This window comes from Pseudoalteromonas sp. OANN1, from assembly GCF_024124685.1.
Lineage (GTDB): Bacteria > Pseudomonadota > Gammaproteobacteria > Enterobacterales > Alteromonadaceae > Pseudoalteromonas > Pseudoalteromonas piscicida.
The window spans coordinates 249,345-268,843 of record NZ_JAMXSE010000003.1 but is presented as its reverse complement, the minus strand read 5'-3'; the positions used below and the strand labels follow the sequence as shown (position 1 = coordinate 268,843).

Below are 19,499 nucleotides of genomic sequence, written 5' to 3'. Positions count from 1 at the left end.
TATGAATGACTAGCGTAGTTCCCGTGTAGGGTTTACGACTTGGTACTTCTTCAAATCAGGTATTAACCCTGCTTGCTGATACGCGCTAGTGATCCGGCCTTGCTCACGTAGTATTGCTAGGCCTTTTTGTAATGCAGCAAACGCTCGCTCACCTTCTGGGTGAAGCCGAGACACCGCAAAATGTCTGCTGTCGTTTAACAGCACAACTAGATGCTCATTAGCAATGAGCTCAACATCTTCCAAAACAAAACGATTATCTAGCTTAGGCATAAGCGGCATCAACATAAAGTCGACCCAACCTTTGCTCACCATACGCGCTTGTGACATCCAATCGGGTTCAGCATAAAGCTGTTTAAGCGGAAGTGACTCCAAGGTTTGCCAATCGGTCTGCCACTTAGGGTTGGATACCGAAGTTAGCTGGGTGAGCCCTTGCTCCTCTTTTAGCTGCTTTACTTTTTGATTATCTATCCCGTGATAAATACCAGCAAAATACTGACCTTTTTGAATAACAGGCTCACTGATAAAAAGCAGCCGACCTTTATTTTCAAGATCTGCTTTCCAATAACTATCAAAGTGAAGTAGTTGTTCCCCTTTTTCAAGCAAATTGGATTCACGAAAACTGACAAAACCAGGCGTAAAAATAAATGCTTTGTCGAAGCCACCTTTTTGCAAAGCTTGCTGTGCTATCACCATATCGACAACATCACGGCGTAAATATTGGCCACTAAAATCGGTGACTTTTTTGACGTCGCGTTCACCAACAAAACGTTGATAATCAGCGAGGACATCATCTCTAATAAAGACATTAAGTGCTTCGCTGGCATTAAGTACACCAGCAAAGCTCAGCACAAAAGCGAAGAATAGATAGCTGCGTTTAGTTCTTCGAATCCAACCCATCTACCGTAACCCCTTGTAGGAAGCCCGCACCTTTTTGTTCGTTATTTTGAAGCTTGATCATGAGGCGCAGATCATTTGGCGAGTCAGCATGATGTAGTGCGTCGGCGTAGTTGATCCGCTGTTGTTTATAAAGTTCAAACAACGCTTGATCAAAGGTTTGCATGCCCATGTCTTTCGATTTTGCCATTGCCTCTTTAATTGAGCCAATATCGCCTTTTTTAATAAGCTCGGCAACGAGTGGGGAGTTCAGTAGTACTTCAATGGCCGCCTCTCGACCTTCGCCTTTTGAAGAAGGCACTAGTTGTTGCGCCACAATAGCGCGCAAGTTCAGCGCCAAATCGTACTTCAGTTTATCGTGCTTTTCTTTAGGGACTAAGTGCATGATACGATCGATGGCCTGGTTAGCATTATTGGCGTGTAAAGTTGCAACACATAAATGCCCCGTTTCAGCAAAACTCAATGCATATTCCATGGTTTCTTGCGAGCGAATTTCACCAATTAAAATAACATCTGGCGCTTGGCGTAATGAGCTTTTTAGGGCAGATTCAAAACTGTCAGTATCAATGCCCACTTCACGCTGAGTAATGATACTTTTTTGGTGTTGATGCACAAACTCAATAGGATCTTCAATGGTCAAAATATGGCCACGTTGGTTACGATTACGATAGCCGAGTAGTGCCGCAAGCGAGGTTGACTTACCCGTGCCCGTACCACCCACAAATAACACCAAGCCACGTTTGGACATGATCACATCGGTCAGTACCGACGGCAAACCGAGCTCATTGACATCTGGAATAGCAGTAACGATACGGCGGATAACCATGCCCGCACAATCCCGTTGCCAAAATGCTGAAACACGAAAACGCCCAATATCGTTAGCAATCGCAAAGTTACACTCTTTAGTGTTAAAGAATTCTTGCTTTTGCTTGTCGCTCATAATTGAGGTAACAAGGTTCAGTGCCTGCTCGGCATCTAAGCTTTCTTCACTTAACGCTCTAAGTTCGCCATCAATTTTGGCGCTCACCGCAAGCCCTGCCGAGACGAATAAGTCGGATGCTTGCTGATTGGCCATCGTTTGCAAAAACGGTTCTATATTCATCGCTACACCACTACTTAATAGCCGCTATTAAACTGATTTTTGTCATGGGCTTTTGCGCGCGCATCCTGCTGGGTGATCAAACCACGGTTTAATAGATTTGTAAGGCATTGATCCATGGTCTGCATACCGTGCATTGCACCGGTTTGAATTGCCGAATACATCTGTGCAATCTTGTCTTCACGAATAAGGTTACGAATAGCTGGGATCCCGAGCATGATTTCATGTGCCGCAATTCGCCCGCCGCCAACTTTTTTCACCAGCGTTTGTGAAATCACCGCTTGTAGCGACTCTGACAGCATAGAGCGCACCATGTCTTTTTCTTCACCAGGGAACACATCCACAATACGGTCGATAGTTTTAGGCGCAGAGGTAGTATGCAAAGTACCAAATACTAGGTGACCTGTTTCCGCGGCAGTTAACGCTAAACGAATGGTCTCAAGATCACGTAATTCACCGACCAAAATAACGTCTGGGTCTTCACGGAGTGCGCTTCTCAGCGCCGCGTTAAAGCTGTGCGTGTCTCTATGTACCTCACGTTGGTTAATAAGGCTTTGCTTGTTGTCATGAACAAATTCAATCGGATCTTCGATGGTTAAAATATGGTGATGTTTGTTGTTATTAATATAATCCACCATCGCAGCCAGCGTGGTTGATTTACCAGAACCTGTCGGGCCGGTTACCAATACTAAGCCACGTGGGTTGTCGGAAATCTTGGTAAAAATGTCTGGTGCCCCCAAATCATCTAAGCTCAGCACTTGATTTGGAATAGTACGGAACACCGCTGCAGGACCACGATTTGAATTAAAAGCGTTAACACGAAAACGCGCCAGATTTGGCACTTCGAACGAGAAATCTACCTCAAGGTTTTGCTCATAGTCACGACGTTGATTATCATTCATAATATCGTAGATGAGGCTGCTGACGTCTTTTGCTTCTAACGGCGGGATATTCACCCGACGTACGTCCCCGTCAACACGGATCATAGGGGAAACACCTGAAGAAAGGTGTAAGTCAGATGCTTTGTGTTGAACACTAAAAGCCAATAATTCTGTAATATCCATTTATAACTCCACAATGAGCACTAGTACTATATGGTTACAATAGCAGAACGCTTAGATAACGCCTACGGCAGGATAGAAAAAGCCAAGCAAAACTGTCAATTCAGCGAAACAGTACAATTACTCGCGGTTTCTAAAACCAAACCTATCGCCGATATTGAGGCTGCGATTGCGGCAGGTCAAACCCGATTCGGTGAATCTTACGTACAAGAAGCCGTTGATAAAGTTGCCTACTTCAAACAAAACAAAGCGATTGAATGGCACTTTATTGGTCCAATCCAGTCCAACAAATCAAGATTAGTCGCCGAAAACTTCCATTGGGTACAAAGCGTGGATCGAGAGAAAATCGCACGCAGGCTAAATGAACAAAGACCAACGAACTTAAAGCCACTCAAGGTGCTGTTGCAGGTCAATATTAGCGGTGATGATAACAAATCAGGTTGTCATCTCAATGAGGTTGATACGCTCGCGCAGTTTATAAATGACTGTCGTCAATTGGAGCTTCGAGGCTTGATGACCATCACTGAGCAAACCGATGATAAACAAAAGCAATTACAATATTTCCAGCAAATGCGCGCTTGCTTTGATAGACTAAAGGACCAATATCAACAGCTAGATACCTTATCGATGGGAATGAGTGGCGATTTAGATACTGCGATTGCAGCAGGTTCCACTATGGTTCGCATTGGTACTGATATTTTTGGCAAACGACAGTGAGGTGAATAACACAATGTCAAACAAGACAATTGCATTTATTGGAACGGGAAATATGAGCTATGCCATTATCGGTGGCATGATCAAAAGTGGCTTTGACGCGCAGTCTATTATTGCCACCAACCGCAATGCAGAGAAACTTGCCAAAGTCGCAGAGCAATTATCGGTAAGAACAACACAAGATAATCTAGAAGCAGTCGCCGCGGCTGACGTCATTGTCTTGTCTGTAAAACCACAGATGATGGCCGAGCTGTGTCAGACCTTTCAAGATGCAGATATTGATATTAGCAATAAACTGTTTATCTCTGTCGCCGCCGGAATTACCGTTGCACGACTGAGAGAAATGCTCGGCCAACCGGTAAAAATGGTGCGCTGTATGCCTAACACGCCATCACTGCTTGGACGCGGTGTGTCTGGCTTGTATGGCGTCGACATCAGCGATGAAGAAAAAGACTATGTTGAGCAAGTATTTTCATCCACGGGGATTGCCCTGTGGCTTGATGAAGAGTCGAAAATCAACGACGTTATTGCGGTAACGGGTTCGTCTCCAGCGTATTTCTTCTTATTTATGGAAGCCATTGAAGAAAAGGCTAAAGCCCTAGGTTTTAGTCCTGAGGAAGCCAGAAAGCTTGTGCAGCAAACTGCGCTAGGTGCGGCTGAAATGGCATTATCGCAACCTGAAATTAGCATTGCTCAGCTACGCGCCAACGTCACCTCTAAAGGTGGCACAACCCACGCAGCCGTTGAGCACTTAAAAGCACAACAATTACCAAAAACCGTAGCGGACGCGATGGATGCATGTATCGCGCGCGCTGAAGCAATGGAAAAAGAAATCTAAAGGTGACCAATGAATGCCATGCAATTTTTAGTCGGGATCGTATTTGATCTATTTTTAATGGTCGTATTACTACGATTCTGGTTGCAGCTTGTCAAAGCGGACTTTTATAACCCGCTAAGCCAAGCGGTTGTTAAAGCAACCTCTTTTGCCGTGAACCCACTGAGAAAAATCATTCCGGGTGTGGGCGGTTTAGATCTTGCCTCTTTGGTGCTGGCATTCATTATTGGCTTTGCCAAAATGGCGACGCTGATGGCGTTATTCGGTGGTTACTTTGACGCTTTAGGCGCCTTGATTGGTGGTGCTATTACCGTAGTTAAAGAAGCATTTAGTTTGGTGTTCTGGATCCTTATTATTCGCGCCATCTTAAGTTGGGTAGCGCAAGGCTACAATCCAGTTGCCGCCGTGTTCGAGCAATTAACAGAGCCGATGCTAAGACCTATTCGGAAAGTGATACCACCACTAGGTGGACTGGACTTATCTATTTTAGTCTTAATTATCGGCATGCAATTTTTGCAGATCCTAATGATGGATTTACTGAGATAGGAGCATCCCAATGAAACCATTTATTATTGCGTTAATGATGCTGCTTGCACCAATCGCATTCGCTCAAGATGAACAAGGCGGCCAATTTAAAGACTTAGGTCCTTGGGAAGTGCATTACATCGCCTTCCCGTCTACTTTTGTTCAGCCCACAATTGCAAAAGCGTATGGCTTAATTCGTAGTGGTAACAAAGCGATTGTGAATATCTCGGTCTTGGCCGACAAGCCAGGAAAACCAGCGGTTAAGGCACGCGTTGCAGGTAGCGCCAAAAACTTACTTGGTAAAACCGTACAGTTAGAGTTTAAAGAAGTCGTAGAAGGTGAGGCGATATACTACCTTGCCCAATTAGATTACGACGATGAAGATATTTTTCGTTTCGACATTGAGATCAGTGAAGGTAAGCAAAGCCGCAAACTCGCGTTCTCACAGAAGTTTTATGTAGAGTAGAGAAAATATGTCAAATAAAGTGGTACTTGCCACGGGCAACCAAGGTAAAGTCAAAGAGCTTAGCGCGATGCTAAATCAGTATGACATTGAGGTATTACCGCAAAGTGATTTCAACGTGCCAGAGGTTGCAGAAACCGGCACGACCTTTGTGGAAAACGCCATTATCAAGGCTCGTCATGCTGCTAAGATTTCTGGCTTGCCTACCATTGCCGATGACTCAGGCCTTGAGGTAGACGCATTAAACGGCGCACCTGGTGTATATTCAGCGCGTTATGCTGGCGCAAACGCCGACGACCAAAAAAATATTGATCACTTACTCGCAGCGCTTGGTGAACAAACTGAGCGCAGCGCCCGTTTTTGGTGTGTTTTAGTTTATATGCGCCACGCTGACGACCCAACGCCGATTATTTGTCAGGCGAGTTGGGAAGGTGAAATCACCACAACACAACAAGGCCGAGAAGGGTTTGGTTACGACCCAATCTTTAAGGTACAAGGTTTAGACTGCACATCAGCAGAGCTAACCAAGGAAGAAAAAAACGCAATCAGCCATAGAGGACAGGCACTTAAACAACTCGTCAGTCACTTTCAAGGCCTCGCGTGAAACTACCTCCATTAAGTCTTTATGTGCACGTACCTTGGTGCGTGCAAAAGTGTCCTTACTGTGATTTCAACAGCCATGGTAAAAAGGGCGATATTCCTGAAACGGAATATATTCAACATTTGCTCCACGATATCAAAGCCGATCTTCACTATGTTCAGGGCCGTAAACTCAGTAGTATCTTTATTGGCGGTGGCACCCCTAGCCTGCTTTCAGGTGAAGCGTACCGCTATTTACTCAGTGAAATTGAGGCGCTAATTGGTTTTGAGGATGACATTGAAGTCACTTTAGAAGCAAATCCAGGCACAGTTGAGACAGATCGTTTTAAACATTATGTTGCGGCTGGCATCAATCGTATTTCGATAGGTGTGCAAAGCTTACAACAGGAAAAGCTTACTCAACTTGGTCGCATTCATGGCGAGCAAGAAGCGCTAAACGCCGCTCAAGAAGCCCACCAAGCTGGGTTAAACAGCTTTAATCTTGATTTGATGCATGGCCTTCCCAATCAATCTGTTAGCGATGCCTTAGGTGATTTAGAAAAAGCCATTGCGATGGCACCGCCACACCTTTCTTGGTATCAATTAACCATTGAGCCAAATACGCAGTTTGCCTCTAAGCCTCCGGTTTTACCTGAGGATGAAACACTGTGGGACATCCAAGAACAAGGTCAGGCATTACTTGCAGAGCACGGCTACCAGCAATATGAGATCTCAGGCTATGCCAAAGCGGGATTTCAATGTCGACATAACTTGAATTATTGGCAATTTGGCGATTATCTCGGGATCGGCTGTGGTGCACATGGCAAAATCACTTTGCCTGAGCAGCAACAGATCTTAAGAACCGTAAAGATAAAACACCCTCGCGGCTATATGGATCTGAGTAAACCCTATTTGTATGAGCAGTGGCATGTTGCAAACAATGACAGACCATTTGAGTTTTTTATGAATGTATTCCGTTTAAAAACTGCCGCATCAAAACAACAGTTTATTGACTACACTGGTCTTGAACTTAGCGCTATTGCAACGCAAATTGCTGAGGCCGTAAATAAGGGTTTGATTGAGGAAACTAACGATTCATGGCTAGTTACAAATAAAGGCCACCGATACCTCAACGATCTGCTAGAGTTATTTGTTTAATATAGAAATTATGCGGGTGATATTCACTGCAACCCGCATGAAAACCGCCATTCGGCAACATATAATAAAAGGGTATAAAATGCGTAAATTAACCATTTTAGCAGCAGCGGTAAGCGTCGCGCTTTTTGCTGGCTGTCAACAAACCACACACTCTCCAGCACCTGCTCCAAAAGCTGAACAACAAGTCGTAAAAAGTGAAGTAGAAAAGGCAAACGCACTTTTTGAAGCGTCGTTTACCCGTGGCGTAATGCGTAGCCCAGTTTACCAAACTTATATGGGTATCAAACAAGACTACGACAAGTGGGATGACGGCAGCGAAGCGCGCCAACTTGAAGATCTTGAACTGACGAAACAAGACTTAGCTGCACTTAATGCAATTGATCGAAATAAACTAGATGCCAATACGCAAGTGAGCTACGACTTATTCAAGCAAGGTCTTGAAAACACCATTGCAGATTTTAAATGGCGTTATCATTCTTATCCGGTCAATCAGATGTATGGTACACACTCAATGGTGCCTGCATTTTTAATCAACCAGCATCAAATTACCGATGTGAAAGATGCCAAAGCATATATCTCTCGTTTAAACGGTGTACCGGCTGTATTTGATCAGCTCATCGTTGACTTAAAAGCGCGTGCAGATAAAGGTATTATTGCACCAAAATTCGTTTTCCCTCACGTCATTGAATCAAGCGAAAATATTATCAAAGGTGCGCCATTTGTAGCTGGTGACGACTCAACATTATTGGCTGACTTCAAACGCAAAGTAGCAACACTTGAAATCAGTGAAAACGAGAAATCAGCGCTGGTTAAAGAAGCAACAGACGCGCTAACAACAGCAGTAAAACCTGCTTATAACAAGTTGATTGGCTACCTACATAAACTTGAGAAAAAAGCAGACAATCGTGATGGTGCATGGAAGTTCCCTAACGGCGAAAAGTTTTATAATAACGCCCTAGCACGTACGACAACCACAGCATTAAGCGCTGAAGAAATTCACGAAATCGGTTTATCTGAAGTGGCGCGTATTCATGACGAAATGCGAGCAATTAAAGAGAAAGTGGGCTTCAAAGGCGATTTAAAAGCCTTTATGGAGTTCATGAAAACCGACAAGCAATTTTACCTTCCAAATACAGAAGCCGGTAAGGCACAATATTTAGCCGAAGCCAAAGCGATGATCGATAATATGAAGTCACGCTTGGATGAGCTGTTTATCGTTAAGCCAAAAGCGGACATGATAGTAAAACGCGTAGAGGCATTCCGCGAAAAATCTGCAGGTAAAGCGTTCTACCAGCAACCCGCGCCTGATGGCTCACGTCCTGGTGTTTACTATGCAAACCTTTACGACATGGAAGCGATGCCTACTTACCAAATGGAAGCCTTGGCTTATCACGAAGGTATTCCGGGTCACCACATGCAGATCGCGATTGCTCAAGAGCTAGAAGATATGCCTAAATTCCGTAAGTTTGGTGGCTACACTGCATACATCGAAGGTTGGGGTTTATATTCTGAGCTTGTACCAAAAGAAATGGGTTTATACGAAGACCCTTATTCAGATTTTGGTCGCTTAGCGATGGAATTATGGCGTGCGTGCCGCTTAGTGGTAGATACGGGGATCCACGCAATGAAGTGGACACGTCAAGAAGGTATTGATTACTACGTAAACAACACACCAAATGCTAAGTCAGACGCTGTGAAGATGGTAGAGCGCCATGTTGTTATGCCTTCACAAGCCACTGCGTACAAAGTGGGGATGTTGAAGATCCTAGAACTTCGTGAAGCCGCTAAGAAAGAACTAGGCGATAAGTTTGATATTCGTGAGTTCCACGACGTCGTACTGAAAAATGGCCCTGTTCCACTAAACGTGCTTGAATCATTTGTTGATGAATGGGTAGCAAGTAAAAAAGGCTAATACCTACTGCCAATGAATCGAATAAAAGCCAGCATGATCATGCATGCTGGCTTTTTACTTTATTTACCTTACATAAGCTGTATTCAGATAAGCAAATCGGTATAAGAAATAACGGCCACTAGAGAGCGAGTTGTTATTCCGCGCTCAGGTTACTTAACCTGAGGTTTGGATAAGGAATGAGCTAACTAATTGCTTTTAAATTCACATTAAATTATTTCCTTATCTAGCCAGAGAGTTTTGGGGATAACCCCGCTCTCGCGTCCTGCTACCGCCCTGGTACCTACATCCTGTAGGCAAGGCGAATTTATTCACCAATAGCTAGCTATTGGAAGTGAATTCAACGCAGTTAGCACAAAAACTGGCTGCTAGAAAGGCGTTAATTATCCAAAGCTCAGGTTACTTACTCTTCTGTAAAATTAAACTCTGTTCCGGTTAAAATAATATGCAAGCAGGCACCGCCATGCGCAGGGCTTTGCATTTTGATTTCGCCCTTCAACTTCTGTGTTACTAAGTTATATACAATACTCAAGCCAAGCCCTGTACCTCCCGAAAAACGCTTCGAAGTAACGAAAGGCTCAAAGATAGCGGGCAATAGCTCTTTATCTATTCCCGCGCCGTCATCTTTAAAATAAAAATGGATATAATCATTAATTAATACGGTAGATACCACAATATTCAGCTTTTGCCCGTCAATCTTGGCGTGCTTGATGCAGTTGTTAATACTGTACCCAACAACTTGGCTAAACACCGACGGGTAGCTGATCAAAGTTAGGTTTTCGGGGATTTCGAGTTCAATGGCATAGTCTTCTTGGTTTAATTCTGATTGGTAGCAATCAAAGACATTTTTAACTAAATGCTTAAGGTTGAACGTGCTCTTTTCTTCAAACTCTCGATTCACTGCCACAAGCTTAAAATCATCTACCAGCGAGGCTGTGCGGTGGAGGTTATTTTCTAATAAATATAGCGCGGCTTCTGCCTCAGTAATTAGTGTCGTCAAGGTTTGCCGCTGTAACTTACCAAGTTCAAGTTGCGATTTTAGTGTCGCGACTTGCTCTTTTAAATGCGATTGGCTGGTAATAGCAACACCAAGCGGCGTATTAAGCTCATGGGCAAAGCCACTCACCATATTTCCTAAACTCGCCATTTTGGCTTCTTCGATTAAGCGTTGCTGCGCTGCGCTTAGGCGCGCAAGCAAGGTTTCAATAAATGCTAATAGGTCATCGAGTTGATGAGCAATTTGTGCAATCTCATCGTTACCGTCAATATTCACCCTTAAACTAAAGTCTTCAAGCTTAGCAACTTTTACGAGTACTTTATTGATAGCCAGTATATGCCGTGTGACTTTGCTATTTTGATAATTCAGTAAGATAAGCACAGCAATATTCATCAGTACAATTAAAATGAGGCCATATAAAATGATACTTTCTTTACGTTCTTGCGTAACGGCTTGGGTACGGATTGATACTAGCTCAAACTGGCTTCGTAATTTTTGCTTCTCGGTGAATAGCTCCGCACGTACGCCTTCACCATCGTGCAAACCTAGCTTTCGCAAAATAGCAACATAGCTTGCAAAACCCGCTTCATAACGTTTAAGCAAATTGCTTATCTCTTCACTGAGCGCATTGTCTTTGATTAGTTGCTCAGCATGCATGACGAGTTGTTCATGCTGCTGCAAATAACTTAAGTCAGCTCTTAACAAAAAGTCTTTTTCTCTACGCCTTAATTCCAATATGGCAATTTCCAACCGAGGCATAGCCTTACCAGAAATTCGATCCTGTAAAGCATGAGCGCTACGTCTGAACTCACCATAAATGCCTGCATTTTCGTCATAGCCGAGCTGCTCATGTAAGCGGATAAGTTCATCTAGTTTACCAAAGTAGGCTTTTGACAGTTCATCGAGTTGTAATAGCAACGGCAGCAAGGCCTCTTCATTGGCCATAGAATTAAGTAAGTTACTAAAGCTATCCTGATAGCTGTACTTTAATTGTGGGATGGCAGAAACATCATCTTTTTGTGCTCGAATAAGAATATGCTCTTCTTGATCCATGGTTCGTTGTAGAGCGGTTTGCAATTGAGTAAGTTGTGCGGTAAGGCGGGCACTACGACTCACTTCGTAATACAAAAACCAGCTGACGAAAATGATCACAATCGCAGAAGTCAACGCGGCAATTTTGAAAAATAGAACTGACTGCTTTAGCTGCACGGCACATTCTCACTTAATTGATACTCTGTAAGCTTAGTATAGTTCTAGTGGGTTTCCTGATTTGTTTCCAAAACCTCACTTTTGTTTTGCTGTCGTTGCGACAGATTTTTATCGTAATACATGTTGTGGTCGGCGCGAGCCATGAGTTCTGAGACACTATCTTGGTTTGCTGTAGGGAAAGCATAGCCAACGCTTACCGTCGTTTGAATAGTGTGCCTATCAACTTGCAGCGGTTGCTTTTCAACCTGCTCCTTAATATTTTTTATAATTGAGTTAACCAAAGCGTCTTCTGACACTCTGTGTAAAATAATAACAAACTCATCCCCACCTAAGCGTGCGATAAAATCGTACACACGCACTGAGTTCATCAAAATTGACGAGACATGAAGCAACAGCTTATCTCCCACTTCATGACCAAACTTATCGTTTACTTGTTTAAAATTATTTAGATCGAGGTTAAGCAGCACAAATGACGGTTGCTCTGAACGACCAAGTAACGTATTGAGTTGCCTAATCGCATAGCGACGGTTAGGCAACTTAGTTAAGTCGTCTTGCAGCGAGGCTGTATGTGCTAAGTGATACGCTCGATAGAGTACTAATAACGAGAGAAATAATATTGAAGCAACAGCAGTAACCAAAATCTGTGCTTGCTGTCTTGCTTTTGCATAAGTGCTCTCGTCTATTTGATAATCAGCCACAAGCTGCCATTCACCAGATGGTAAATTGATTGGGATGACTAGATCTGGTGTTTCAAACAAGGTAGCAGAGCCATAAAAGACATCCCCCTGTTCACCTAATCCATCTCGACCTCGAATAGCTAAAACGGCGCTGTCCAAATCGTTAATGCCACTATATTCAAGCAACTTTTGATAATCTAAAACTACACTAATTGCGCCCCAGTAGCTTTCATTCCTCGGATAATCTGAAAACACAGGAAACCTCGCAATCAAGGCTTCACCGCCTTGCACTAGCTGTAATGGACCGGCGATAAACACCTTTTGAGAGGTTCTGGCAATTTCAACGGTGCGAAATTGTTCAGGGTTAGTACGAAAATCGAAACCGATAGCTGCTCGATTCTCTTCAACAGGATAGACATGACTAATGATATTATTCGGAGCAAGACCAACATGACGAATTAGCGTCGACTTTTCAACCGCTTTTGATACGACATGCGACCAATGCTCAATAGCAAAATCAGGATCGATTGTAACAAAAGTAGCCAAGCTCTCAGCCAAATAGGTATCCATAAAGATGGCATTTTCAATTTTTGCGCGAACAAGCGATACGTTAGACCTCACTATCTCGGTCCTTTCACTGATCTCCTGAACTACAATGGAATGAGAAATAAGATTTACCGCGTAGAACGTCAAACTCCAGAACACGATGGTAAATAACGATAACAGCACTATGGTTTGCTTTTCTACAGTTACCTTCATCGCCTCGCTTGCCTAGTAAAATTTAGTTGCTTAAATCTACAATAAACCAATTTAATTACAAAAGCATAGGCAATTTACCGAAAACTGCCAGTTTTGTGAGAAAGTAACTGTCAGTTTAGAATAATGGGTTGAACCGTGGAGGTAGCTTGATTTGTAACGGCGAATAGCACCTGTTATGTGACGCTAAAAGCAATTTGTCGAGATAAACCCAATAAGTCGAGATAAATCTCGACCTACAATTCAGGCATAAAGAACCTTGCTAAAAAGCAAGGGTTATAAAAAGTGGTACCAGTGAGCGGACTCTTAACTTGTATTAGCGCCACCCGCGTGGCGCCCAAGTCCAATACCATAATTTCAAAGCATAAATTTGAGGCATAAAAAACCCCAACCAATCGGTTAGGGTTATAAAAAGTGGTACCAGTGGGCGGACTCTTAACCTGTATTAGCGCCACCCGCGTGGCGTCCAATTCGTCGAGATAAATCTCGACCTACAATTCAGGCATAAAAAAACCCTTGCTAGAAAGCAAGGGTTATAAAAAGTGGTACCAGTGGGCGGACTTGAACCGCCACGCCCGAAGGCAACGGATTTTGAATCCGTCATGTCTACCAATTCCATCACACTGGCATAATTTTTCTTTCATCTTCTAAAACAAGAGAAAATAAAGAAAAACCACTTTGAGCTCAGGCTTTTTTTATTTGCCTTCGTCTCTATGCTTTGCATTATACAAAGGCGATTAAGAACGGCAAGTAATTTTTTTGCAATAAGGCGTTAACTGCCTGTTATTTGTGCACAAGCAGTTAAATATTACCCTAAAGTCAACTTTATTCCTGCTAAAACGGTAACGACAAGATGTTACTAATCCATTAGTTAACGTAATTCAGTAAACGTTTTATCGGTTTATGTGTAAAATACTCCGCAACCTTGTAATTATGAGAGTTGTTATGTCACATTTTGCTCCAGCGAATTTCAGCCGTCGCTTGGCTTCACTTATATACGACAGCTTAGTGGTCGTCGCGTTCGCAATGCTGACTACCGTGTTATTTTTACTAACCATCAATGCCTTAATTTCATTTAACATGCTCGCACTTGGCAATCATGAAGACGTATCGGCGCTGATCCAAGCGGATCCTATCTTATATACACTTAGAGCCACGTTATTGGTGTTGGTTTCGGTGCTGTTTTTTGCCTATTTTTGGACTAAGAGCGGTCAAACTATCGGTATGCGCGCATGGCGCCTAAAAGTGCAAACCCCCGACGGAGCACTGTTAACTTGGCCAAAAGCAATCGCTCGTAGCCTATGCGCGCTACTTGGGCTTGGTAATCTAATAGTGTTGTTAGACTTTAAAAAGAAAAGATCGCTCCAGGATATGCTGTGTGGTACTGAGGTAGTGGTACTGAGCAAAGAGGAAAATAAAAAGGTGTATAACAGCTTAGACTAATCTAAGCTTCAAATAGCAGCCTATTCCATTAGCCATGTCCATAAAAAATATAGGCCTCATAATGAGACCTATATTGTTACTTAATTCAAAACGTTAATTTTGTTTCTTCAGCAGATGGATAGCCAATCCAATAAATAACAAGCTTGGCATTAACGCGCCAACCACCGGTGGAACTTGATATACCATCACGATAGGGCCAAAAATTTCATTACTCAGATGGAAAGCTAAGCCTGTTACCACGCCCATAATAATCCGCGCGCCCATGCTCACCGTTCTCAGTGGCCCGAAGATAAATGACAAAGCCACCAGCAGCATTACCCCAATCGTCAGCGGCTGCATCACCTTACGCCACAGCGCGAGTTCATAGCTACTTGAATCTTGCTCATTTTGCTTTAGATAAGCGAGAAATGACCATAATCCTGTGAAAGACAAAGCATCTGGCTCTATCGATACAACACCTAACCTGTCTTCACTTAATTCAGACTCGTAGAGCATTGATTTTGAATAATGCGTTGTAATTTGTTGTTGATCGATATGTACTTCTTCCACGTCTTGCAATTGCCAGCCGTTAGATATGCTTTGCGCCGACTGAGCGCGTACGATTTTTGCCAGTGTTAGTGAGTCATCGAAATAATAAATTGCGATATCTTTAAGCTTACCGTTTTTTTCAACATTACCAATGTTAATAAAATTGCCGCCGTCTTTCGCCCACACACCACGCTGAGCGCTGTAAACTTCACCGCCATAAATTGCTTCGTTTTTTAACCGTTTTGCGGTTTGCTCCGCTTTTGGTGCCCCCCACTCCCCAAGCGCCATCATCAGTAGTGCAAGCAGCACTGCCGTTTTCATCACCGACATAATAATTTGAAAACGCGACCACCCAGCCGCTTGCATAACAATTAGTTCACTGCTTGAGGCAAGTGCACCAAGCCCAATCAAACCACCAATCAGTGCAGCCATCGGGAAAAATACGACGATATCGCTTGGCATGCTGTAAATGGTATAGAGCATGGCACCGAGTAAATCATAGCTGCCACGACCAACCGAGCGCAGTTGCTCAATAAACTTTATAAGCGTATTGATCCCCACAAAAACTAATAGCGCGAAACCTGTGGTTTGTAAGATGCTACGCCCTAAATACCAATCAAGCGTCTTCATCATGCCGTCGTCTCCCGTTTCATAAATACCGAGCGAACCCATACACCAAAAGGTCTTCCTTTCGCGATTAAGTAAACGCCAATAAAGAGCACACTTAAGTGGATCCACCAGAGACCAACTGAAGCTGGCACTTTTTCTTCAGCTAACAGAAACTTGCCTGCGTTGAGTAGAATGAAATAACCCAAATATAGCGTAATTGCTGGCACGAGCTTAGCAAACTTGCCTTGTCTTGGGTTAACCACACTCAGTGGCACAGCCAATAGAGTGAGTAACAAAATGGAAATAGGCACCGATAATCGCAACTGAAATTGCGCTTTTGCTTCAGGCGTATCCATTTCAAGTAACTGTAAGCTTGGAATAGCCTCTAATTTACGGCGCTGGTGTTCAATTTCTTGTTCTTTAATTTGCACTTGGTAAGTACCAAATTCAGTACGATTAAGTGCTTGGCTGAAGCCATCAGTCTCGTAACGCTTACCTTCATGAAGGAGTAATTGCTGCTCACCACTATCAAGCTCAATCACTTCTCCTTTTTGCGCATACACTAAACGAGCGGCTTGATTTGAGTCCTTCTCAGGCAATTGCGCGACAAACACTTTGTCTAATTCGCGGCCTTGTTCGCTAATACCGTGAACAAATACCACCGCTTTTTCATTGCCCGTTTGCTGAAATCTACCAGCTCTGAGAGTAGAAAGTCCCGATTCCGCATCGGCTTGCTCTCTTAATTGATACTCTTTTTCACTCGCCCAAGGTGCAATGTACATACTCACACAAGCGGCGAGTAATGCAAAAAATACACTAGAGACTAAAGTCACCCTAACGACATACCACTCACTGACCCCGCAAGCGCGCAGCACCGTCATTTCACTGTCGGCGTAGATGCGACTGTAGGCTAAGATGATCCCAAGAAAGAGACTAAGCGGTAAAATATAACCGGCCAACTGTGGCAGTTTTAACGCAAGCATAGCAAGTACTAACTTACCAGGTATACTCCCTTCAGACGCTGAGCTCAGAATGAGTACAAACTTTTGTGACAAAAATATTGTCATTAAGGTGAGAAAAACCGCAACCTGAGATTTTAGCACTTCACCCGTTAAATAGCGGAAAATAAGCAATGTTCGTCCCTATAAAACGTCTTGTTTCACTGGAATAGTGGGAAAAATTGAGTAAACTGATTATTTTAGTCACTTTATTATATGTCAATGCGCCGGAATATCCTACCTAAGGTTAAAGCATATTCATGACTTTAATGTAGGAAAGTGTGTTGGCATAAAAAGTTCAAAATGACATGACAAAGACTCAGGAGTCGCAATGGAATTCAGCGTTAAAAGTGGTAGTCCAGAGAAACAGCGTAGCGCATGTATTGTTGTTGGTGTATACGAGCCACGCCGTCTCTCACCAATTGGTGAACAGCTGGATAAAATAAGCGAAGGCTATATCTCAAATTTACTCAGACGTGGTGATCTTGAAGGCAAACCAGGACAAGTTCTACTTCTTCATCATGTACCAAATGTACTCAGCGAACGCGTTTTGTTAGTGGGTTGTGGTAAGGAAAGAGAGCTTGACGATAAACAATACAAACAAATTATCTCTAAGACCATCAATACGTTAAATGAAACGGGCTCAATGGAAGCGGTATGTTTTCTGACTGAGCAACATGTTAAAGGTCGTGATACCTACTGGAAAGTTCGCCAAGCGGTCGAAACCACGCAAGATTGCCTGTATACCTTTAATCAACTAAAAAGCAAAAAGAGTGAGGCTAGACGCCCGCTACGTAAAATCGTCTTTAACGTACCAACGCGACGTGAATTAACAATCGGTGAAAGCGCGATTGAGCACGGTCTTGCTATCGCCGCTGGTAGTAAGTTGTGTAAAGACGTTGCGAATATGCCACCAAATATCTGTAACCCTCGTTATTTGGGCGAGCAAGCACAACAGTTGGCTGAAGACTTTGATAACGTTACCGTTAACCTTGTTGGTGAACAAGAAATGGAAGAGCTGGGTATGCACTCATACCTAGCAGTTGGCCGTGGTAGTCGCAACGAATCAGTGATGTCGGTTATCCACTATAACGGTGGTGACGAAGGCCAAGCACCAATCGTATTCGTGGGTAAAGGATTAACATTTGACTCGGGTGGTATTTCTATCAAGCCTGGCGAAGCGATGGATGAAATGAAATACGACATGGGCGGAGCCGCGGGCGTACTTGGCTTAATGCGAGCCGTTGTGCAAATGCAACTGCCACTTAATGTGATTGGTGTATTAGCTGGCTGCGAAAATATGCCAGGGGGCGATGCTTACCGTCCGGGCGATATTTTAACCACCATGTCCGGTCAAACCGTTGAGGTACTCAATACGGATGCCGAAGGCCGCTTAGTACTGTGCGATGCTCTAACTTACGTTGAAGCATTCGAGCCGGAAACCGTTGTCGATGTTGCGACATTAACAGGGGCATGTATTGTTGCGCTTGGTAGCCATGCGACAGGTCTTTTATCTAACCATAACCCGCTTGCCCATGATTTGCTAAAAGCGTCAGAGCAAAGTGGAGACAGAGCTTGGCAACTGCCGCTTTGGGATGATTATCAAGAACAACTTGAAAGCCCGTTTGCTGACTTTACGAACTTAGGTGGTCGCGCAGCTGGCACGATTACAGCCGCGTGTTTCTTGTCTAAATTTACGAAAAAGTACAACTGGGCGCATTTAGACATCGCAGGTACTGCATGGCGCAGCGGCAAGAACAAAGGCGCTACAGGTCGTCCTGTACCTATGCTGATGCAATATTTACTTAACCGCGCCAATATCACGGACGCACAGCAAGACTAATAGTCTAGTCGCGACACTTAACAAGCATAAGTCGCGACATAAAGTCGCTGCTACACAAGGTTAATCCAAACCGTAGCAGCAGACTTACCCCGCGACATAAAGTCGCAGCTACACAAGGTTAACCCAAACCGTAGCAGCGGGTTTACCCCGCGACCTAAAGTCGCAGCTGCAAAAGGTTAACCCAAACCGTAGCAGCTGATTTACCCCACGACATAAAGTCGCAGCTACACAAGGTTAACCCAAACCGTAGCAGCAGATTTACTCCACGACATAAAGTCGCAGTTGCACAAGATTAACCCAAACCGTAGCAGCAGATTTACTCCACGACATAAAGTCGCAGTTGCACAAGATTAACCCAAACCGTAGCAGCAGATTTACTCCACGACATAAAATCGCAGTTGCACAAGGTTAAACCAAACCGTAGCAGCGGGAGCCGCGGGTTTACCCGGCGACTATATCCCGTGCCAAATTAAGACTACAGAGCAGTTAAACCACCTCTGCAAGCACTTCCCACCACTTGCCATATTTTATTCTTCTTCTCTTGCTTCTTGATTGATGGTATTGCCTTTATATGGCAGAATACAGGCTTATTTATGTGCATTTAAGTGGCGCTATAATTAGTTTTAAACTAAGCCGCGCATACTGATTTTCTTCGTCTACGCTATCACGGTAAACAAGATTACAGATATTGAGCAGCTGTGGAGCCTGTGGCAAACCTCAGTACTCCTCGCAATTGGTATTATTATCATGACTATCAAAGCGCGCTTTTACGTGTTAAAACAAAACGATGAGCCGGGGATTAGCGTTCCGGCTCATTTTGATCTGGCAGCACAAACTGCGGCGAGCTTATATCAAGCTGGACACCGTATCTTTGTTAACGTCGATAATACTGACGACGCTCATTTATTCGATGAGCACCTTTGGTGTTTTGACGCAGACAGGTTTGTGCCCCACAACTTACAAGGCGAAGGCCCCAAAGGCGGCGCACCGGTGGAAATTGGCACTATGCCTCCTGCTGCTCGTCGCCCCGTGCTCATTAATCTAGCACGGGTCGTCCCTGACTTTATTCGTCGCTTTGAACAGGTGATAGATTTTGTGCCTGTTGAAGCCAGCGCTAAGCAAGCCGCACGAGAACGCTTTAAGCAACTTCGTGCACTTGGCGCAACAATTTCCACTGAAGACATTGAGAAATAGCATTTTTA

General features: G+C 43.8%; 17 protein-coding genes and 1 tRNA gene. 10 read left to right on the top strand and 8 right to left on the bottom strand.

Translation table 11 applies throughout. The features are described from left to right. Positions 1-9 precede the first annotated feature (9 nt). The 3 genes from NH462_RS04570 to NH462_RS04560 are packed head-to-tail and all read right to left on the bottom strand — an operon-like array spanning position 10 to position 3,057. On the bottom strand, positions 10-897 hold the full coding sequence (locus tag NH462_RS04570) for a hypothetical protein (RefSeq protein WP_253104425.1): 888 nt from the start codon (positions 895-897) through the stop codon (positions 10-12). After that, positions 875-1,996 carry a PilT/PilU family type 4a pilus ATPase gene (locus NH462_RS04565; protein ID WP_253104422.1) on the bottom strand — a complete coding sequence of 374 codons (1,122 nt, stop codon included), beginning with the start codon at positions 1,994-1,996 and terminating at the stop codon, positions 875-877. Before NH462_RS04565 ends, NH462_RS04570 begins: the two co-directional genes overlap by 23 nt. 14 nt (positions 1,997-2,010) lie before the next feature. After that, positions 2,011-3,057 carry a type IV pilus twitching motility protein PilT gene (locus NH462_RS04560; protein WP_010379026.1) on the bottom strand — a complete coding sequence of 349 codons (1,047 nt, stop codon included), beginning with the start codon at positions 3,055-3,057 and terminating at the stop codon, positions 2,011-2,013. A 30-nt stretch (positions 3,058-3,087) separates the two neighbouring features. On the opposite strand from NH462_RS04560, the gene NH462_RS04555 reads away from it, so the two are divergent. The 7 genes from NH462_RS04555 (at position 3,088) to NH462_RS04525 (ending at position 9,240) form a co-directional block, all read left to right on the top strand. Beyond that, positions 3,088-3,771, top strand: a complete 684-nt coding sequence (locus NH462_RS04555; RefSeq protein WP_253104419.1) for a YggS family pyridoxal phosphate-dependent enzyme — start codon at positions 3,088-3,090, stop codon at positions 3,769-3,771. A 13-nt stretch (positions 3,772-3,784) separates the two neighbouring features. Continuing rightward, a complete protein-coding gene (gene proC, locus NH462_RS04550) occupies positions 3,785-4,606 on the top strand; it encodes a pyrroline-5-carboxylate reductase (protein WP_039494449.1) in 822 nt (273 codons plus the stop codon). A gap of 9 nt (positions 4,607-4,615) precedes the next feature. Beyond that, positions 4,616-5,149, top strand: a complete 534-nt coding sequence (locus NH462_RS04545; RefSeq protein ID WP_010379021.1) for a YggT family protein — start codon at positions 4,616-4,618, stop codon at positions 5,147-5,149. Positions 5,150-5,159: 10 nt separating this feature from the next. Then, positions 5,160-5,594, top strand: a complete 435-nt coding sequence (locus NH462_RS04540; protein ID WP_253104416.1) for a DUF4426 domain-containing protein — start codon at positions 5,160-5,162, stop codon at positions 5,592-5,594. Between the two features lie 7 nt (positions 5,595-5,601). Beyond that, entirely contained in the window at positions 5,602-6,195 is a 594-nt protein-coding gene (locus tag NH462_RS04535) for an XTP/dITP diphosphatase (protein WP_253104413.1), read from the top strand. Then, positions 6,192-7,328: a radical SAM family heme chaperone HemW gene (hemW, locus tag NH462_RS04530; protein WP_253104410.1), complete on the top strand. Its 1,137-nt coding sequence runs from the start codon at positions 6,192-6,194 to the stop codon at positions 7,326-7,328. Before NH462_RS04535 ends, hemW begins: the two co-directional genes overlap by 4 nt. A gap of 79 nt (positions 7,329-7,407) precedes the next feature. Continuing rightward, positions 7,408-9,240, top strand: a complete 1,833-nt coding sequence (locus tag NH462_RS04525; protein ID WP_253104407.1) for a DUF885 domain-containing protein — start codon at positions 7,408-7,410, stop codon at positions 9,238-9,240. 400 nt (positions 9,241-9,640) lie between these two features. Here NH462_RS04525 and NH462_RS04520 read toward each other — a convergent pair whose 3' ends face one another. From NH462_RS04520 to NH462_RS04510, 3 genes are all read right to left on the bottom strand, one after another. After that, entirely contained in the window at positions 9,641-11,443 is a 1,803-nt protein-coding gene (locus tag NH462_RS04520; RefSeq protein ID WP_253104405.1) for a HAMP domain-containing sensor histidine kinase, read from the bottom strand. 44 nt (positions 11,444-11,487) lie between these two features. Next, positions 11,488-12,879 carry a diguanylate cyclase gene (locus NH462_RS04515; protein ID WP_019647236.1) on the bottom strand — a complete coding sequence of 464 codons (1,392 nt, stop codon included), beginning with the start codon at positions 12,877-12,879 and terminating at the stop codon, positions 11,488-11,490. Positions 12,880-13,419: 540 nt separating this feature from the next. Continuing rightward, positions 13,420-13,504 (bottom strand) — tRNA-Leu (locus tag NH462_RS04510). Between the two features lie 317 nt (positions 13,505-13,821). Between NH462_RS04510 and NH462_RS04505 the strand changes: the two genes are divergently transcribed. Continuing rightward, on the top strand, positions 13,822-14,319 hold the full coding sequence (locus tag NH462_RS04505; RefSeq protein ID WP_253104402.1) for an RDD family protein: 498 nt from the start codon (positions 13,822-13,824) through the stop codon (positions 14,317-14,319). A gap of 93 nt (positions 14,320-14,412) precedes the next feature. Here the strand turns inward: NH462_RS04505 and lptG are convergent, their stop codons facing one another. Together lptG and lptF are read right to left on the bottom strand one after the other, a co-directional pair. After that, positions 14,413-15,480, bottom strand: coding sequence for an LPS export ABC transporter permease LptG (gene lptG / locus NH462_RS04500; protein WP_010377420.1), 1,068 nt, complete (start codon positions 15,478-15,480; stop codon positions 14,413-14,415). After that, a complete protein-coding gene (lptF, locus tag NH462_RS04495) occupies positions 15,477-16,589 on the bottom strand; it encodes an LPS export ABC transporter permease LptF (RefSeq protein ID WP_045988567.1) in 1,113 nt (370 codons plus the stop codon). Before lptF ends, lptG begins: the two co-directional genes overlap by 4 nt. Before the next feature lie 196 nt (positions 16,590-16,785). On the opposite strand from lptF, the gene pepA reads away from it, so the two are divergent. Both pepA and NH462_RS04485 read left to right on the top strand, forming a co-directional pair. Continuing rightward, positions 16,786-18,297, top strand: a complete 1,512-nt coding sequence (gene pepA / locus NH462_RS04490) for a leucyl aminopeptidase (RefSeq protein ID WP_010377415.1) — start codon at positions 16,786-16,788, stop codon at positions 18,295-18,297. 747 nt (positions 18,298-19,044) lie between these two features. Beyond that, on the top strand, positions 19,045-19,491 hold the full coding sequence (locus NH462_RS04485; RefSeq protein ID WP_010377414.1) for a DNA polymerase III subunit chi: 447 nt from the start codon (positions 19,045-19,047) through the stop codon (positions 19,489-19,491). Positions 19,492-19,499 lie beyond the last annotated feature (8 nt).

Coding starts and splice junctions, on each gene's coding strand:
- NH462_RS04570 (WP_253104425.1), bottom strand. CDS start 897: ATGGGTTGGATTCGAAGAACTAAACGCAGCTATCTATTCTTCGCTTTT.
- NH462_RS04565 (WP_253104422.1), bottom strand. CDS start 1,996: ATGAATATAGAACCGTTTTTGCAAACGATGGCCAATCAGCAAGCATCC.
- NH462_RS04560 (WP_010379026.1), bottom strand. CDS start 3,057: ATGGATATTACAGAATTATTGGCTTTTAGTGTTCAACACAAAGCATCT.
- NH462_RS04545 (WP_010379021.1), top strand. CDS start 4,616: ATGAATGCCATGCAATTTTTAGTCGGGATCGTATTTGATCTATTTTTA.
- NH462_RS04485 (WP_010377414.1), top strand. CDS start 19,045: ATGACTATCAAAGCGCGCTTTTACGTGTTAAAACAAAACGATGAGCCG.
- NH462_RS04515 (WP_019647236.1), bottom strand. CDS start 12,879: ATGAAGGTAACTGTAGAAAAGCAAACCATAGTGCTGTTATCGTTATTT.
- NH462_RS04525 (WP_253104407.1), top strand. CDS start 7,408: ATGCGTAAATTAACCATTTTAGCAGCAGCGGTAAGCGTCGCGCTTTTT.
- lptG (WP_010377420.1), bottom strand. CDS start 15,480: ATGATGAAGACGCTTGATTGGTATTTAGGGCGTAGCATCTTACAAACC.
- proC (WP_039494449.1), top strand. CDS start 3,785: ATGTCAAACAAGACAATTGCATTTATTGGAACGGGAAATATGAGCTAT.
- NH462_RS04540 (WP_253104416.1), top strand. CDS start 5,160: ATGAAACCATTTATTATTGCGTTAATGATGCTGCTTGCACCAATCGCA.
- NH462_RS04555 (WP_253104419.1), top strand. CDS start 3,088: ATGGTTACAATAGCAGAACGCTTAGATAACGCCTACGGCAGGATAGAA.
- pepA (WP_010377415.1), top strand. CDS start 16,786: ATGGAATTCAGCGTTAAAAGTGGTAGTCCAGAGAAACAGCGTAGCGCA.
- NH462_RS04535 (WP_253104413.1), top strand. CDS start 5,602: ATGTCAAATAAAGTGGTACTTGCCACGGGCAACCAAGGTAAAGTCAAA.
- NH462_RS04505 (WP_253104402.1), top strand. CDS start 13,822: ATGTCACATTTTGCTCCAGCGAATTTCAGCCGTCGCTTGGCTTCACTT.